The sequence below is a fragment of the Nocardioides jishulii genome, assembly GCF_006007965.1.
Taxonomy (GTDB): Bacteria; Actinomycetota; Actinomycetes; order Propionibacteriales; family Nocardioidaceae; genus Nocardioides; species Nocardioides jishulii.
Map to the genome: position 1 here is coordinate 2,944,609 of NZ_CP040748.1, position 12,915 is coordinate 2,957,523.

15 protein-coding genes are annotated in these 12,915 nt (G+C 70.1%); 8 read left to right on the top strand and 7 right to left on the bottom strand.

The features are described from left to right. Window positions 1-81: 81 nt before the first annotated feature. The 4 genes from hflX to miaA form a co-directional block, all read right to left on the bottom strand. Window positions 82-1,614 (bottom strand): GTPase HflX, encoded by a 1,533-nt coding sequence (hflX, locus tag FCL41_RS13965; RefSeq protein ID WP_137065055.1) that lies wholly within the window; start codon window positions 1,612-1,614, stop codon window positions 82-84. Window positions 1,615-1,676: 62 nt separating this feature from the next. Beyond that, entirely contained in the window at window positions 1,677-2,486 is an 810-nt protein-coding gene (gene dapF / locus FCL41_RS13970) for a diaminopimelate epimerase (RefSeq protein ID WP_137065054.1), read from the bottom strand. Window positions 2,487-2,490: 4 nt separating this feature from the next. After that, on the bottom strand, window positions 2,491-3,045 hold the full coding sequence (locus FCL41_RS13975; protein WP_137065053.1) for a dihydrofolate reductase family protein: 555 nt from the start codon (window positions 3,043-3,045) through the stop codon (window positions 2,491-2,493). Between the two features lie 222 nt (window positions 3,046-3,267). Continuing rightward, complete coding sequence (miaA, locus tag FCL41_RS13980) at window positions 3,268-4,200, bottom strand: tRNA (adenosine(37)-N6)-dimethylallyltransferase MiaA (protein ID WP_137065052.1); 933 nt, start codon at window positions 4,198-4,200, stop codon at window positions 3,268-3,270. Between the two features lie 60 nt (window positions 4,201-4,260). Between miaA and FCL41_RS13985 the strand changes: the two genes are divergently transcribed. Together FCL41_RS13985 and FCL41_RS13990 are read left to right on the top strand one after the other, a co-directional pair. Next, complete coding sequence (locus FCL41_RS13985; protein ID WP_137065051.1) at window positions 4,261-4,734, top strand: NUDIX domain-containing protein; 474 nt, start codon at window positions 4,261-4,263, stop codon at window positions 4,732-4,734. 77 nt (window positions 4,735-4,811) lie between these two features. Next, window positions 4,812-5,105, top strand: a complete 294-nt coding sequence (locus FCL41_RS13990; protein WP_137065050.1) for a hypothetical protein — start codon at window positions 4,812-4,814, stop codon at window positions 5,103-5,105. Window positions 5,106-5,158: 53 nt separating this feature from the next. Here the strand turns inward: FCL41_RS13990 and FCL41_RS13995 are convergent, their stop codons facing one another. The 3 genes from FCL41_RS13995 to FCL41_RS14005 all read right to left on the bottom strand — a co-directional run bounded on the left by FCL41_RS13995 (window position 5,159) and on the right by FCL41_RS14005 (window position 8,269). Then, window positions 5,159-6,094 (bottom strand): DUF559 domain-containing protein, encoded by a 936-nt coding sequence (locus FCL41_RS13995; RefSeq protein WP_137065049.1) that lies wholly within the window; start codon window positions 6,092-6,094, stop codon window positions 5,159-5,161. Between the two features lie 93 nt (window positions 6,095-6,187). Beyond that, window positions 6,188-7,702 carry a tRNA (N6-isopentenyl adenosine(37)-C2)-methylthiotransferase MiaB gene (miaB, locus tag FCL41_RS14000; RefSeq protein ID WP_137065048.1) on the bottom strand — a complete coding sequence of 505 codons (1,515 nt, stop codon included), beginning with the start codon at window positions 7,700-7,702 and terminating at the stop codon, window positions 6,188-6,190. A 60-nt stretch (window positions 7,703-7,762) separates the two neighbouring features. After that, entirely contained in the window at window positions 7,763-8,269 is a 507-nt protein-coding gene (locus FCL41_RS14005; RefSeq protein ID WP_137065047.1) for a hypothetical protein, read from the bottom strand. 212 nt (window positions 8,270-8,481) lie between these two features. Here FCL41_RS14005 and FCL41_RS14010 point away from each other — a divergent pair, with 212 nt between their 5' ends. The 6 genes from FCL41_RS14010 (at window position 8,482) to FCL41_RS14035 (ending at window position 12,902) form a co-directional block, all read left to right on the top strand. After that, complete coding sequence (locus tag FCL41_RS14010) at window positions 8,482-9,171, top strand: amino acid ABC transporter ATP-binding protein (protein WP_420846578.1); 690 nt, start codon at window positions 8,482-8,484, stop codon at window positions 9,169-9,171. A gap of 59 nt (window positions 9,172-9,230) precedes the next feature. Beyond that, entirely contained in the window at window positions 9,231-10,109 is an 879-nt protein-coding gene (locus FCL41_RS14015; RefSeq protein ID WP_137065045.1) for a glutamate ABC transporter substrate-binding protein, read from the top strand. Between the two features lie 84 nt (window positions 10,110-10,193). Beyond that, window positions 10,194-10,844: an amino acid ABC transporter permease gene (locus FCL41_RS14020; protein WP_137065044.1), complete on the top strand. Its 651-nt coding sequence runs from the start codon at window positions 10,194-10,196 to the stop codon at window positions 10,842-10,844. After that, a complete protein-coding gene (locus FCL41_RS14025; RefSeq protein WP_137065043.1) occupies window positions 10,841-11,728 on the top strand; it encodes an amino acid ABC transporter permease in 888 nt (295 codons plus the stop codon). Before FCL41_RS14020 ends, FCL41_RS14025 begins: the two co-directional genes overlap by 4 nt. Window positions 11,729-11,773: 45 nt before the next feature. After that, window positions 11,774-12,373, top strand: coding sequence for a TetR/AcrR family transcriptional regulator (locus FCL41_RS14030; RefSeq protein WP_239021652.1), 600 nt, complete (start codon window positions 11,774-11,776; stop codon window positions 12,371-12,373). Between the two features lie 43 nt (window positions 12,374-12,416). Continuing rightward, on the top strand, window positions 12,417-12,902 hold the full coding sequence (locus tag FCL41_RS14035; RefSeq protein WP_137065041.1) for a MarR family winged helix-turn-helix transcriptional regulator: 486 nt from the start codon (window positions 12,417-12,419) through the stop codon (window positions 12,900-12,902). Window positions 12,903-12,915: the final 13 nt, after the last annotated feature.

The following is a 12,915-nucleotide window of genomic DNA, read 5'->3' on the forward strand; positions in this document are numbered from 1 at the left end:
TTCCCATGGAACGTCACGACATCCGACACGAACCCGCCCATCGATCGCCCCGAGCGTGTCGGACGGGAGGGACGGCGGCGCTCAGACTGCGTACTCCTGCAGCTCGCCCGCCAGGTCGGCGTTGACGCGTCCGGAGACGTGGGTGCCCTCCCCGGTGTGCTCCAGCGTGGCGATCTCGCCGTGCTGGTGCAGCTTGTTGAGCAGGTCGCCACGGTCGTAGGGCAGCAGGGCCTCGAACTCGATGTCGGGGTGGGGCAGCTCCTCCTCGACCAGCTGCAGCAGCTCGGGAATCCCCTCGCCGGTCCTGGCGGAGACCACCATGCTGTGCGGCTCGCGCTGACGCAGGCGGGCCAGCGTCAACGGGTCGGCGGCATCGGCCTTGTTGATCACGACGATCTCGGGGATCTTGTCGGCCTCGATCTCGGCGAAGACCTCCCGCACCGCGGCCAGCTGGCCTTCCGGGTCGGGGTGGGAGCCGTCGACCACGTGCAGGATCAGGTCGGCCTCGCCGACCTCCTCCAGCGTCGAGCGGAAGGCCTCGACCAGCTGGTGCGGCAGGTGGCGCACGAACCCGACGGTGTCGCTCATCGTGTAGACGCGTCCGTCGCTGGTGGTCGTACGCCGCGTCGTCGGGTCCAGCGTCGCGAAGAGGGCGTCCTCGACGAGGAGGCCGGCGTCGGTGAGCCGGTTGATCAGCGAGGACTTGCCGGCGTTGGTGTAACCGGCGATCGCGACGCTCGGCACCTTGTTGCCGCGCCGCTTGGAGCGCTTGGTCTCGCGGACCTTCGACATGCCCTTGAGCTCACGACGCAGCTTGGCGATCCGGTCGTTGATGCGACGACGGTCGGTCTCGATCTTCGTCTCACCGGGGCCGCGGCCACCGATGCCCTCACCGCCGGAGACCCGTCCACCGGCCTGGCGCGACAGGTTGCCACCCCATCCGCGCAGGCGCTGCTTCATGTAGCTCAGCTGGGCCAGCTCAACCTGGGCCTGGCCCTCCTTCGACTTCGCGTGCTGGGCGAAGATGTCGAGGATCAGGGCGGTGCGGTCGACGACCTTCACCTTGAGCCGGTCCTCGAGGTTCCTCAGCTGGCTGGGCGCGAGCTCTCCGTCGCAGATGACCGTGTCAGCGCCGGTGGCCTTGACGATCTCGGCCAGCCCCTCGACCTTCCCGCGACCGATGTAGGTGGCCGGGTCCGGGCGCTGGCGGCGCTGGTAGAGCGCCTCCAGGACCTCCGAGCCGGCAGTCTCGGCGAGTGCGGCGAGCTCGGCCATGGAGTTCTCGGCGTCCGCCACGGTGCCCTCGGTCCAGACGCCCACCAGGACGACCCGCTCCAGACGCAGCTGGCGGTACTCGACCTCGGTGATGTCCTCGAGCTCGGTCCGCAGCCCCGCAGCGCGCTTCAGCGCGTAGCGCTCGGCGAGGTCCATCTCGCCGGCGGTCGCCTCGTTCAGCTCCGGGTCGGGCTCGTCGACATACCCGGAGACGAAGTCGTCCGACCCGTCCTCGTCAACGTCATCCAGGGGCTCGAGCGCGTCGAGGTCCTTGTCGTCGTCCCAGGCGCGGGTGGCGGCGAGCTCGTCTGCAAGGGTGAAGTTCTTCTCGTTCGTCATATGGCGTCCAGCCTAGGTCGCCGCGCCTGAGCGCGCGACCCGTTATCGCCGGCCGCGACGCCTCAGAGGTCGGTCTCGCCGCGCGCCACCAGCACGGCCGGACCAGTCATCAGGATCCGGTCGTCCTCGGTCCAGGTGATCGAGAGCGTGCCACCGGGCACGTCGACGGCGTACGCGGTGCCCCGCGCCGCGTCGTCGAGCAGTGCGGTCGCGACCATCACCGCGCAGGCTCCGGTGCCGCAGCTCCGGGTCTCGCCCGAACCACGCTCGTGCACGCGCATGGCGACGTGGTGCTCGCCGCGTCGTACGACGAACTCGACGTTGACCCCGTGCGGGTAGACGCCGGCGTCGTGGCCGGGCGCCACGAGCAACGAGCCCGCCTCCGACAGGTCGTCGACGAAGGCGACCGCGTGCGGATTGCCCATGTCGACGTTGGCCGCGGTCCACGCGCGCTCCCCCACCGAGACGGTGGACGGGTCGCCCACCAGCGGCTTGCCCATGTCGACGGTCAGCAGGTCACCGGAGACGGTGACCACCTTGACGCCCCCGCGGGTGGCGACCTCGACGGGCCGGTCGGCCGCGACCAGACCTTCGTCGAGGAGGTGACGCGCGAAGACCCGCACCCCGTTGCCGCACATCTCCGAGACCGAGCCGTCGGAGTTGCGGTAGTCCATGAACCACTCGGGGCCGGACTCCCCCAACGCTTCGGTGCGGACCACGCGCAGGACACCGTCGCCGCCGATGCCCGCGCGGCGGTCGCACAGCGCCCGCACCCGCTCGACGGGGAGCTCCCCGTGGAGCGAGCCGTCGTGGTCAGGCAGCAGCACGAAGTCGTTCTCGGTGCCGTGGCCCTTGAGGAAGGGATAGCTCACCGGGTCATTCTCCCACGGGGGCGAGGCCCGGGCCGAGGACCGTGTAGCGGGTGCAGACGAAGTCGCCGTTGCGCACGACCTCCTCCAGCCGCAGCTCCACGCGCGCCGGGAGCAGCGGCGCCCCCGCCCCCAGGGTCACGGGAGCCAGCTGCACCCAGAGCTCGTCGACGAGGCCGGCCTCGACGAACCGCGCCACCAGTTCACCGCCACCGACCAGCCACACGTCCTTGCCCCCTGCCGCCTCGGAGGCTGCGGCGTGCACGCTGCGTACGTCGTCGAGGGTGTCGGCAGCGACGAACGAGACCCCCTCGACCGGTTGGAACTCCCGGTGCGTGAGGACCCAGGTCGCCAAGCCACCCATTGCCGCCTGCTCACCGTGGTCGAGCAACCACTGCCACGTGGAGGCTCCCATCACCGCTGCGCCGAGGCGCGGCTGGAACGTCTCGAAGCCCATGGCGCCGCCCGCGTCGATGTCCCGCGTCACCAACCACGACAGGTCGTGGTGGGGGTCGGCGATGTAGCCGTCCAGGCTGCAGCCGGTGTAGAAGATCGTGCTCATCGGGCCATTCTGGCGCCCGGTCGAGGCCGCAGGAGTCAAGCGTGTCCACGTGATGGGCACCACACTTCCCAGACCTGCTACCACTCGGTAAGTTGCGGATCCGTAGGGAGGCTGGGAGACCTTCCTACGTGCAGAAACCTCCGTCGCCCGGCACCACAGCGGCGGAGCCCCGTACTGGGGAGGGAGACACGGAGGGCGGTCCCGCAAGGGATCGCCCTTCGGTCATTTCCCGTCGCGCCCCTCGGCCAGCGACCGCACCGCTGCCACGGCGCGGTCGACGCGATCGGGGGCGTCGAAGGGCACCCAGGTGATCCGGTCGTCCTTGCGGAACCATGAGTCCTGGCGCCGGGCGAAGCGCCGGGTCGCGATGACCGTGCGCTCCTTGGCCTGCGCCAGGTCGAGCTCGCCGGCCAGGTGGGCCGCCACCTCGCGGTAGCCGATCGCCATGGCGGCCGTACGCCCCTGCGCCAGCCCTCGCGCGAGCAGGCCCTCGACCTCCTCGACGAACCCCTCGGCGAACATCTCCTCCACGCGCTGCTCGATCCGTGCGTCAAGGGTGGGTCGATCGATGTCGACCCCCACCTGCACCGTCAGGGGGTCGACGTACTCCAGGCGCGGGAGCGTGGCGCTGTAGGGGCGACCGGTCAGCTCGACGACCTCGAGGGCGCGCACGATGCGCCGGCCGTTCTCGGCCAGGATCCCGGCGGCCGCCTCAGGGTCGACCGCGGCCAGACGACGGTGCATCTCGGCCGGGCCGACCTGCGCCAGCTCGTCCTCCAGCCGGAGGCGGAGGGTCTCGTCGGTGCCGGGGAACTCGAACTGGTCCAGCACCGCGCGCACGTAGAGCGCGGAGCCGCCGACGAGCACCGGCGTACGCCCGCGCCCCCGGATCTCCGCGATGCGCGCGCGGGCGAGCTGCTGGAACTCCGCCACGCTCGCCGACTCGGTCACCTCCATCAGGTCCAGGAGGTGGTGGGCGATGCCGCGGCGCTGGGCGGGCGGGAGCTTGGCCGTGCCGATGTCCATGCCGCGGTAGACCTGCATGGCGTCGGTGTTGACCACCTCGCCGTCGAGCAGCTCGGCCAGGTCGAGCGAGAGACCGGTCTTGCCAGCCGCCGTCGCACCGACCACGGCGACGATCGGCGGCAGGCTCATGGGACTAGTGTTCCAAAGAGCCGGGAGCGCTGCGGGCCCTCCCCCGACGCAGGAGATTCCATGGCAGCACACGACGACGCCACCACGCTCGACCGCTTCGTCGTCGTCCCCGCCTCGTACGTCTACCTGCTCCGCGAGGGAGCCTCGGGCACCGAGGTGCTGCTCCAGCAGCGCGGCGACGTGCCCTACATGGCCAGCCACTGGGCAGCGGGCGCTGCCGGGCACGTGGAGCGGGGCGAGGACGCCTTCGCCGCAGCCCGGCGCGAGCTGCGCGAGGAGCTCGACGTCTCTGCCGACCTGCACTTCGAGTTCACCATGCAGCGCACCCTGCACGCCGAGGCGATCGACGAGCGCGTGGACTTCTTCTTCACGGCCAGGTCGTGGGAGGGCGAGCCCCGCATCGTCGAGGGCTCCAAGTGTGCCGGGCTCGGATGGTTCCCGCTGGACGCGCTCCCCGCTCCGATGGTGCCGCACGAGGCGCACGCGCTGGCCCACCTGGGCAGCGGGCTCGGCTACCTCACCTTCGGCTTCTGAGGGTTGTCGCCCCGACGGTGCGGGTAGGGGGACAGGACTGTCCCTCGACACTGTCCCTTCGACCACCAGGAGTTGACGTGAGCACCCTCCCCCCGAAGCCCGACCCGGTCACCGAGGAGCCCGAGCTCCACCCGGGCGGCGCCGACGCGATCGCGGACGACCAGGACCGCCAGGACCGCCAGGGCCTCTCGCGTGACCTCGCCCCCGAGAACAACCCGGCTGTCGACGACGTCCTGCCGGACGAGATCGCCGAGCCCGACGACAAGGACCAGGCCCCGTCCGGCCAGGCCGACGACCAGGAGGCCGGCACCCAGCACGGCCCCGAGGCCGGTCAGGTCGACGAGGAAGGCAGCCCGGAGCCTCCGGCCTGACCTCCACCGCCCAACGTCGACCAAAAGTCCCGCACCAGCCCCACAGGCGACGGTCAAGCGACTTTTGGTCGACGTTCGGCTGCCGTCGCAAGCGCTGACCGCACCAGCTCAGGCCGCAGCACCACGTCGTCCCAGGTGAACCGCAGGACCCGCCACCCCGCGAGCACCAGCTCGTTGTAGCGCCGCGCGTCCCTCACCAGTCCCTGCCTGCTCCCGTGCCACGCGAAGGAGTCAGCCTCGACGACCAGCTCCAGTCGCTCGTCCACCAGGTCGGGACGACCGATGAAGGCGGCCTCGACGTACAACGGCACCTGTGGCACCAGGCGCAGCGCAGGAACGTCCAGTGAGATGGCCCGCAGCGCTGACTCGAAAGGATTGTCGGCCAGCGCCGACGCGGCCGCCGCGACCCGCCGCGCTCGGCCCGCCCCCCGGCCGCGCAGGCCACCTGCCAGCGCGATCAACTCGTCCGCTCCGTATCCATCGCGCAAAGCGGAGTCCGCGACCGAGAGCGCGATGCGCAGGTCCAGCGTCCGGAGGCAGTCGACGAGCGTCCGATCGCGCGACGTGATCGAGTCGTTCACCTCGTCGAGGGTCAGGTCTGCCCAGTGCAGCACGACCTCGGGCAAGGTCCGCTGCCGAGCGCGGCTCCCGCGGGGGACCGTGACGTGCACCCGCTGGTCGACGGTCAGCACCGGCCACCCGTGCCAGTGAGCGGCGGAGGTGTGCGACAGGACCCCTCCCGCCGCGTGGGCAAGGCCGCGGTCCTCAGCCGTGCTCGCCAGGACCCAGCGTCCGCGGGCCACTCGGCGGATGCTCCCCGCGGACGCCGCGGCTTCCAGGCCGTGGCGCCCCACCACCTGACGCAGCTGCTGGGTGGTCGCCACCCCGCCCCATCGTCGGACCAGCTCTCCCACCCGGCCTGATCCCACGGCCCAGGGGTCGGCGCCGCTCCCCCACTCCCGGTCTCCGGGAAGATCCTCGATCGGCACGGGCCCACCGTCGCAAAACGGCGACGCGCCCCGTGGAGTCTCTCCACAGGGCGCGTCGCGCCAGACCGGTCACCTCGGAGCAGTCGCCTCGGCTCAGGCTCCGCAGGCAGGTGCTGCCGGCAGCGGAGCCGGCACACCGATGGCGGGCATCCCCAGACCGACACCCTTCGCGGGGGCGGGCTCTGCGGTGCGCCTCTCCCAGGCGTCACCGGCCCGCGTACGCCGCACGGCCAGGATCGGCGCGTCGGCGATGAGGTGGTGCGGGGCGGCGCGGGTGAGCTCGACCGTGACCATGTCGCCGGGGCGCACGGAGTCGGCCTCGACGCGCGAGAAGTCAGTGGCGAAGTGCACCAGACGGTTGTCGGGGCCGCGGCCGGAGAGCCGGTGCGTGGCGCCGTCCTTGCGACCCTCACCCTCGGAGACCATCAGCTCCACGGTGCGACCGACGAGCTTCTGGTTCTCCTCCCAGGTGATCTGCTCCACGAGCGCGGCGAGGCGCTGGTAGCGGTCCTTCACCACGGCCGGGTCGATCTGGTCGGGCATCGTCGCGGCGGGAGTGCCGGGGCGGATCGAGTACTGGAAGGTGAAGGCCTGCGCGAAGCGGGCCTGGCGCACGACCTCCATCGTCTGGAGGAAGTCCTCCTCGGTCTCGCCGGGAAAGCCGACGATGATGTCGGTGGAGATCGCGGCGTCCGGGATGAGTGCGCGCACCTTGTCGAGGATGCCGAGGAACTTCTTCTGACGGTACGAGCGGCGCATCGCCCGCAGCACCGTGTCGGAGCCGGACTGCAACGGCATGTGCAGCTGCGGCATCACGTTCGGCGTCTCGGCCATCGCCTCGATGACGTCGTCGGTGAACTCGGCCGGGTGCGGCGAGGTGAAGCGCACGCGCTCCAGCCCTTCGATCTCGCCGCAGGCGCGCAGGAGCTTGGAGAACGCCTGCCGGTCGCCGAACTCCACGCCGTACGCGTTGACGTTCTGGCCCAGCAGGGTGACCTCGGTGACGCCCTCCGCCACCAGCGCGCGCACCTCCGCGAGGATGTCGCCGGGGCGGCGGTCCTGCTCCTTGCCGCGCAGCGACGGGACGATGCAGAACGTGCACGTGTTGTTGCAGCCCACCGAGATGGAGACCCACGCGGCGTACGCGGAGTCGCGCTTGGTCGGCAGGGTCGAGGGGAAGACCGAGAGCGACTCGAGGATCTCGACCTGCGCGGCTTCCTGCGACCGGGCCCGGTCGAGCAGCGCGGGGAGCGAGCCGATGTTGTGGGTGCCGAAGACGACGTCGACCCACGGGGCCTTCTTGACGATCGTGTCGCGGTCCTTCTGCGCCATGCAGCCACCGACGGCGATCTGGAGGTCGGGCTTCTTCGCCTTGACCGGTGCGAGGTGGCCGAGGTTGCCGTAGAGGCGGTTGTCGGCGTTCTCGCGCACGGCGCAGGTGTTGAAGACGACCACGTCGGCCTGCTCACCCTCGGGCGCGGCCACGTAGCCCGCATCCTCGAGCAGGCCGGTGAGGCGCTCGGAGTCGTGGACGTTCATCTGGCAGCCGTACGTCTTGACCTCGTACGTGCGGGGCGCGGGCTGGGTGGCGTCAGGCAGGGCAGTCATGGCGCCTTCAAGAGTACGGCGGCGCGGCGGCAGGCGGAGAAATCCCGCGCGCGTGAGGGCTCAGGGGATCCGGTTCGCGCAGCCCGCGACCGTCTCGTCGCGCCACGAGAGCAGCAACGCCTCCAGCTCGTCCACCTCGTCGTGGGCGATCGGGTCGGCCACGTGCTCCAGGACGGGCCTGGACGCGTCGACGAGTGCGCGTACGAGGTCCTGCAGCGGCACCGTGCCCTCCCAGACCGTGTGGCCGTCGTCGTCGAGCAGGTCGGTGACACGGCTGGCGACGTGGACGATCCTGACCAGCACGGCGCTGCCCGCCCGGCGCAGGATCCACCGGAACTCGCCGGGATCCTCGGCCCAGGCGCAGCGGGCGTCGTGGGCCCCGGCAGCGAGCGCCGAGACCGCCCGCAGCAGGTCCCCGAGGGCGGCGGTGACGTCCTGGGCAGAGATGACGGCCCGCAGGCCGCGCAGCGAGAGGCCCGCCGTGGCCCACCCTCCGGGCCCCACGTCGCACCAGAGCTGCAGCCTCTGCGACGACGCCCAGTCGCCCCATTGGGTCGGTCGGACCACCGCCCCCACCTCCTGTTCCCGAGAACGGCCGAAAGGTAGCAGTCAGGTCACAGAGCGGTAAAGGAACGGAATTGGCCGCACCCCGCGGTGGCCCGCATCGCCCCTGTGCGACTACGTTCAGACGCATGACAGCCGCGGTGGAGCCCCAGAGCAGCGCCCCGAGCACCGATGGACTCGTGGTCCTGCGCGGGGTCAACAAGTACTTCGGTGCGATGCAGGCCCTCAAGGACGTCAACCTGTCCATCAAGCGGGGCGAGGTCGTCGTCGTGATCGGGCCATCAGGCTCGGGCAAGTCGACGCTGTGTCGCACGATCAACCGTCTGGAGACGATCTCCGAGGGCGAGATCCTCATCGACGGGCACAAGCTGCCCGAGGAGGGCAAGGCCCTGGCCGACCTCCGGGCCGATGTCGGCATGGTCTTCCAGTCGTTCAACCTCTTCGCCCACAAGACGATCCTCGAGAACGTCACGCTCGGACCGATCAAGGTCCGCAAGCAGAAGAAGGCCGAGGCCGAGAAGCGGGCCATGGAGCTTCTCGAGCGCGTGGGCGTCGAGGCCCAGGCCCAGAAGTACCCCGCACAGCTCTCCGGTGGCCAGCAGCAGCGCGTGGCGATCGCCCGCGCCCTGGCCATGGAGCCGAAGGTGATGCTCTTCGACGAGCCCACGTCCGCCCTCGACCCGGAGATGATCAAGGAGGTCCTCGACGTCATGGTCGACCTCGCCAAGCAGGGCATGACCATGGTCGTGGTGACCCACGAGATGGGCTTCGCGCGCACGGCCGGCGACCGGGTCGTCTTCATGGCCGACGGCGCGATCGTGGAGGAGAACACCCCCGAGGAGTTCTTCACCCACCCGCGCAGTGACCGCGCCAAGGACTTCCTGAGCAAGATCCTGGAGCACTGAACACCGGGCCGAGGGCTCGGTGCCCTCGGTGGACGAGTTTTCGACAGAGGGAGAGTGACATGCGATTCAGAAGGACGAAGGCAGTCGTCGTGGGCGTCAGCCTCGCGTTGGCCATGGCCGCGTGCGGCGGCGACGACAAGGACAGCGGGCCGGAGGTCAAGTCCGACATCGACTTCGAGTCGGGCACCACGATGGCCGAGATCGCGGACCGTGGCACGGTCACCATCGGCACCAAGTTCGACCAGCCCGGCTTCGGCCTGCGCAACCTCAAGGGCGAGCCCGAGGGCTTCGACGTCGAGGTCGGCAAGATCATCGCCGGTGCGCTGGGGATCCCCGCCGAGGACATCACCTGGAAGGAGACCCCCTCCGACGTCCGCGAGCAGGTGATCGAGAACGGTGACGTCGACTTCGTCATCGCCACCTACACGATCAACGACGAGCGCAAGAAGCGGATCACCTTCGCCGGTCCCTACTACGTCGCGGGTCAGCAGCTGATGGTGCGCTCCGACGACGACAAGATCAAGGACCTCGAGGACCTGAAGGACCCCAAGGTCCGGGTCTGCTCGGTCACCGGATCGACCCCGTCCGAGACCATCCGTGACTTCCTCGCGAACGAGCGCCAGCTGACGCTCTTCGACGTGTACGACAAGTGCGCGAGCGCCCTGAAGAACGGCCAGACCGACGTGGTCACCACCGACAACGTCATCCTGGCCGGGTTCGTCTCCGAGTCCGACGGTGACTTCAAGCTCGTCGGTGACCAGTTCACCGAGGAGCCCTACGGCATCGGCATCAAGAAGGGCGACGTCGACTTCTGCGAGTTCATCAACGAGACGCTCGAGGCCAACGAGGACAGCTACAACGAGGCCTGGTCCTCGACGGCCGGCAAGATCGAGGGCACGTCCCCGGCGCAGCTGCCGGACGCCGACTCCTGCTCGTGACGCAGGCCTGAGTCATGACACCGTCGCCGGCGGTGCAGCCACCCCGCTGCACCGCCGGCGACCACCCCCCGAACGAGGAGAGAAGTGGACGCCGTCTTCGACAACCTTGACCTCTTCTGGTCAGGCTATCTTCGGTCCCTGGGCATCTGCCTGTGGGCCATGGCGGGTTCACTCGTCCTCGGCACGCTGATCGCCGCCTGCCGCGTCTCCCCCGTGCCCGCCCTGCGCTGGTTCGGCACCTCCTGGGTGACGCTGGTGCGCAACTGCCCGCTGACGGTCGTGCTCTTCATGATCGCCTTCGGCATCCCCGAGCTCGGGATCAACGCCTCCTACTACGTCTTCGGCGTGGCCGCGCTGGTGCTCTACACCAGCGCGTTCGTCTGCGAGGCCATCCGCTCGGGCATCAACGCCGTGCCGGTGGGCCAGGCGGAGGCGGCGCGGGCCATCGGCCTGACCTTCACCCAGAACCTGAGCCAGGTGATCATGCCGCAGGCACTGCGCACCTGCATCCCGCCGCTGGGCAGCGTGATCATCGCCATGTTCAAGAACTCCGCGGTCCTCGGTGCCTTCGGCGTCGCCGGCGACCTGTGGGGCGTCGGCAAGCGACTCTCCTCCGCGCAGGGGTACGACGCCTTGCCCGTCTTCATCGGGGTCGCCATCGGCTACCTCTGCATCACCCTCCCTGCCGCGGCTGTCCTGGCCTACCTCGAGCGGAAGGTGGCGATCGCACGATGAGCAACGTCCTCTACGACGAGCCCGGCCCCAAGGCACGGCGCCGTTCACTCATCGGCACCGTCATCGTCTCCGCGGCGATCCTCGCCCTGCTCCTGCTGGTGGCCAGGCGGCTCGACGAGCAGGGCCAGTTCGCGGGCGACCTGTGGGCGCCGCTCTTCGACCCGAACAACGAGTACTTTCCCGACGTGTGGCGGTCCCTCGGCAACGGCCTGAGGGCCACGCTGGTCGCTGCCGTCCTGGCGATCGCGGCCTCCCTCGCCGTCGGGACCCTGCTCGGCGTCGGGCGTCTGATGTCGGGCCGCCTTGCGCGCATACCGCTGGTGACCGTCATCGAGCTCCTGCGCGGCCTCCCGGTGATCGTCACCATCTTCCTGGTGCACACCGCCGTCAAGGAGTCCGACCTCGACCTCTCGTTCCTCCCGGGCGACGAGGGCCTGTGGGTGCTCGTGGTCGGTCTGACCCTCTACAACTCGGTGATCATCGCCGAGATCGTCCGCGCCGGGGTGGGCTCCCTGCCCCGCGGGCAGGCCGAGGCCGGCTACGCGATCGGCCTCACGCGGTGGCGGACGATGCTGTCCGTCCAGCTGCCGCAGGCCTTCCGCACGATGCTTCCGGCGTTGATCAGCCAGCTCGTGGTGATCCTGAAGGACACCTCGCTGGTGGCGGTGCTGGGCATCTACAGCGAGCTGCTGCGTGAGGGGACGTTCATCTCGCAGTACCTGAAGAATCCACTCCAGGTGTACCTCCTCATCGGCGCCATCTTCATCCTCATCAACTACCTGCTCTCGCGGCTGGCGACCACGGTGGAGCGGCGCCTGAGCACGCGTACCTCCGGAAGCGTGGCCAACGCGCACTCCGTCACCCCGACCGGCGCGAACACCTGATCCGGGAGCCGGGGCACCATGACGACGTCGAGAAGCTCCCGGCGGATGACAGGCGCGGAGCGCCGTGAGCAGCTGATCACGATCGGCCGCGGGATCTTCGCCGAGCGCGGTTTCGAGGGGACGGCCATCGAGGAGGTCGCCTCCCGCGCGGGGGTGTCGAAGCCGGTCGTCTACGAGCACTTCGGCGGCAAGGAAGGGCTCTACGCCGTCGTGGTCGACCGTGAGGTCACCCAGCTGCTGCTCCAGATGCGGTCGTCGCTCTCCCCCGCGGAGCCCCGAGCCCTGCTCGAGTCGTCAGCGCTGGCCCTGCTGACCTACATCGAGGAGAGCCCCGACGGCTTCCGGATCATCGTGCGGGACTCCCCGCGAGGAGCGGCCAGCTCGACCTTCCAGTCGATCATCGGCGACGTCGGCCACCGGGTCGAGGGGATCCTGGCCGAGGAGTTCACCCGCCACGGACTCCAGGCCGAGCACTCCCCCATGTATGCGCAGATGCTGATCGGCATGACCGTCACCCTGGGGCAGTGGTGGCTGGACACCCGCAGCCCGGACAAGACCACGGTCGCCGCCCACCTGGTCAACCTGGCGTGGAACGGCCTGACCGGTCTCCAGGTCGAGCCCGAACTCCGCACCGAGCGACCCTGACGTCTCGACGTCAAGATTCTCGATGGTGGGCTAGGCTGATCCCATGCGCGACGAAGTCGACGATCTCGTGGAGGCCTGGGCGCGTGAGCGCGCCGATCTCGACCTGACCCCGGTCGAGGTCTTCAGCCGGATCGGGCGTCTCTCGCGCCACCTCGACCTGGCCCGCAAGGGCGCCTTCGCCGCCAGCGGCGTGGAGTCCTGGGAGTTCGACGTGCTGGCCGCGCTGCGGCGCGCCGGCGACCCGTACGAGCTCTCCCCCGGTCGCCTGCTGCGCGAGACGCTGGTGACCAGCGGGACGATGACCAACCGCGTCGACCGGCTCACCACCCGGGGCCTCGTCGAGCGGCTGCCCGACCCCAACGACCGTCGCGGGGTGCTCGTACGCCTGACGCCGGAGGGCAAGAGCACCGTGGACGCGGCCTTCGAGGCCCTGCTCGACGCCGAACGGGCGTTGATGCCCGACCTGGACGCCGAGGACCGCGAGCAGCTGGCGACGCTGCTGCGGCGGCTGCTCGAGCCCTTCAGCTGACCCGGCCCGCTGG